Origin of the sequence: uncultured Methanobrevibacter sp. (assembly GCF_900316895.1) — an archaeon.
In the GTDB taxonomy this organism is placed as follows: domain Archaea; phylum Methanobacteriota; class Methanobacteria; order Methanobacteriales; family Methanobacteriaceae; genus Methanocatella.
This window is the reverse complement of the sequence record NZ_ONER01000145.1, coordinates 1-3,337: the sequence shown is the minus strand read 5'-3', so window position 1 is coordinate 3,337 and position 3,337 is coordinate 1. Positions and strand designations below refer to the sequence as shown.

Here is a 3,337-nt window from a genome sequence, read left to right as displayed (position 1 = left end):
AATGGCTGGAAAGCAGCTATTTCCAGAAGAGGGAGGTATCCACCCCCGTTTGGCTGCCGAACATCATGCCGAATGGATTCCTAAACTTATACCTCAGGCAATTGAGGAATCCGGATTGTCATATGATGACCTTGATTTGATTTCATTTTCACAGGGTCCTGGTTTGGGACCGGCTCTAAGAATCGTAGCCACTTCAGCAAGGTCTCTGGCACTGTCACTCAAAAAGCCGATAATCGGCGTCAATCACTGTATAGGGCATGTTGAGGTCGGCAAGCTTGATACAGGTGCGGTCAACCCCGTATCACTTTACGTAAGTGGAGGCAACAGTCAGGTAATAGCCTATGAAAGCGGAAGATATCGTATTTTCGGTGAAACCCTGGACATTGCCGTTGGAAACTGCCTTGACCATTTCGGCCGTGAAACAGGTCTCGGACACCCCGGCGGACCGGTCATTGAAAAGCTTGCAAAGAAAGGTTCTTATGTTGATTTGCCTTATGTTGTCAAGGGAATGGATTTTTCCTTTTCAGGACTGCTTTCAGCGGCCATAAGGGAAGTGCAAAAGGGAACTCCAATTGAGGATGTCTGCTTTTCACTTCAGGAAACCGCATTTTCAATGCTTGTTGAAGTGACTGAGAGAGCTTTGTCACACACACAGAAGGATGAGGTGATGCTTTGCGGTGGGGTTTCAGCCAATTCAAGGCTGCGCGAAATGCTCAGGACAATGTCAGAAGAGCACGGCGCCAAATTCTACATGCCTGAAATGAAGCTCTGCGGAGACAATGGGGTCATGATTGCATGGCTGGGCTTGTTGATGTGTAAGGAATTCGGACCGATGGATTTGACTGAAACGGGCATTATCCAAAAGTTCAGAACAGATGAGGTGGATATTCCTTGGATTGACAATACCAAAACTTATCTTACTCTTCCTGATGAGCTGATTGCAAAAGGAGCCGAATCCAACATTGTCAAAAGCGAATATTTGGGTGAAAAGGCTATAATCAAGGACAGGATTCCTAAAGGCTACAGAATTCCGGAAATTGATGACAAGATCAGAAAGGCAAGAACCAAGGAAGAGGCTAAACTATTGTCTGATGCCAAAAGGGCAGGCGTAAGGACTCCTGTTCTATATGATGTCGACTTGGACCGCAAAGCAATTGTGATGGAAGAGATTGACGGTGTCATGGTCAAGGATGTCATTGATGAGGATTTGTCATTCAGGATTGGTGAGGAAATTTCAAAATTGCACTCCTATGACATTATCCATGGAGACATCACATCATCCAACATAATGCTTCAGGATGACAATCTGGTTTTCATAGATTTCGGGCTTGGAAGATATTCACAGCTGAAAGAGGACAAAGCAGTTGATTTGCTTGTTTTGAAAAAGTCCCTGCAAAGTATTGATTATAATCTGGCCGTCAAATACTTTGATTGCGTGCTGGACGGTTATGGGGATAAATCCATCTTGAATGTGATTTCAGATATTGAGTCTCGCGGACGTTATACCCACTAAAAATATCATTAATTTCTCAACTGGGCTATAAAAAAATAAGCTATATAATTAATAGTTACTTTTTAAAAATATGATAACATTTATAACTGGTAACGAACATAAAGTAAAAGAAGCAGAGAATATTTTCAAAGATTACGGCATTGAACTTGAGCATATTGATTTAGGTTACGAAGAACCTCAGGGAACTCTTGAGGAAGTGGCCTTATCAGGCGCAAAATATGCCAGTCGTAAGCTTGACAAACCTGTGATTGTGGAAGACGCTGGTTTATTCATTAAGGCTTTGAATGGATTTCCGGGGACATATTCACATTATGTTCAAGATACCATTGGAAATCAGGGAATTTTGAAGCTATTAACCGATGTTTCTGACCGTTATGCCGAATTCAGGTCAGTTATTGGGTACTGCGCCCCCAATTCTGAGCCCAAGACTTTTTTAGGCAAGGTCAAAGGTGAAATCGCAGTTGAAGAAAGAGGAGATTTAGGATTTGCATTTGATCCTTTATTTTATGTTCCTAGTGAAGGCAAGACCTTTGGAGAACTTACAACTGATGAAAAAAACCAATTTTCACATAGAAAGAATTCATTAAAGAAATTTATTGAATGGTATACCAGTCAAGAATAACATTATTTTCTGTTTATATTGGGCTTATTTAAGATTTAAAAAATTTAAAGAGGTTTATATTATGGCAAGACCAGAATGGGTAACTTACAGTGACGAAGAAATTGAAGAGATGATTTTAAAATTTAACAGAGAAGGTAAAAGTACTTCCGAAATCGGTATTATCTTAAGAGATCAATACGGAATTCCATCAGTTAAAGATGTAACCGGTGAAAGAATCACTCAAATCTTAAAAAGAAACGGTCAAGCTGGTGAATACCCAGAAGATTTATTAAACTTAATCAAAAGAGCAGTTAACATCAGAGACCACTTAGAAGAAAATCCTAAGGATTTACACTCCAAAAGAGGATTAACTATCATCGAAGCAAGAATCAGAAAATTAGCATCTTACTATGTAAGTGAAGGTGCATTACCAGAAGGTTGGAGATATAATCCAAAAGAAGCAGCACTCCTTGTTAAATAGAGCTGACGAAGCTTGCAATATGCTTAAGGAGCATATTGAAAATGATAGCGTTATCAGAATAATTTCTCATAACGATGCTGATGGTATATCAGCCGCAGCAGTTATAGCGAATGCTTTAGCTGAAGAGGATGTTCAGTTCCACACAACAATTCTCCCACGTCTAAAAGAGGAAAACGTAAATCAGCTTAGAAGCGAAAAGTATGATTTGTTTATCTTTTCAGACATGGGAAGTCCATTCATCAAGGAATTCAACTCCTATAAGCATGACGTTATAGTTGCTGACCACCACCAGGTGGATGATACTGAGTCTGAAAGCAATGTGGTCCACTTGAACCCTCATCTGTTCGGAATTGACGGAAGCCGTGATTTGTGCGGTGCGGGTTCAGCTTATATGACTGTCCGTGGCCTTGACAAAAAGCATCTGGCCTATTTTGCACTTGTCGGTGCGTTTGGTGATATGCAGGGCCAAGACGGTTTTACCGGCATGAACAAGGAAATCTTAAAGGATGCACAGGAAAGCGGTGTTGTTGAAATCCATGAGGGATTGAAAATAGTTTCAAAGGCAACAGAACCTGTTTTCAAGTCACTCGCCTACACTTTCTCACCACCTTTGCCTGGAATCAGTGGAGATTTGGAAGGCTCTCAGGAATTTCTTGAAAAGATGAATTTATCATACGGCATTAAATTCACAGACCTTGAGGATGAGGAAAAAGACCTTCTTAAGGATGCTTTGGTCAGTGTC

General features: G+C 40.8%; 4 protein-coding genes. All 4 read left to right on the top strand.

From position 1 onward, the window contains the following. On the top strand, positions 1-1,513 hold a 1,513-nt coding region (locus QZN27_RS09885), incomplete at its 5' end, for a bifunctional N(6)-L-threonylcarbamoyladenine synthase/serine/threonine protein kinase (protein WP_296787074.1). 70 nt (positions 1,514-1,583) lie between these two features. Continuing rightward, positions 1,584-2,135, top strand: coding sequence for an XTP/dITP diphosphatase (locus tag QZN27_RS09880; protein WP_296787071.1), 552 nt, complete (start codon positions 1,584-1,586; stop codon positions 2,133-2,135). 61 nt (positions 2,136-2,196) lie between these two features. Continuing rightward, positions 2,197-2,595 (top strand): 30S ribosomal protein S15, encoded by a 399-nt coding sequence (locus tag QZN27_RS09875; RefSeq protein ID WP_296787067.1) that lies wholly within the window; start codon positions 2,197-2,199, stop codon positions 2,593-2,595. Next, the coding region (locus QZN27_RS09870) for a DHH family phosphoesterase (RefSeq protein ID WP_296787065.1) at positions 2,585-3,337 on the top strand (753 nt) is incomplete at its 3' end. The genes QZN27_RS09875 and QZN27_RS09870, both read left to right, overlap by 11 nt.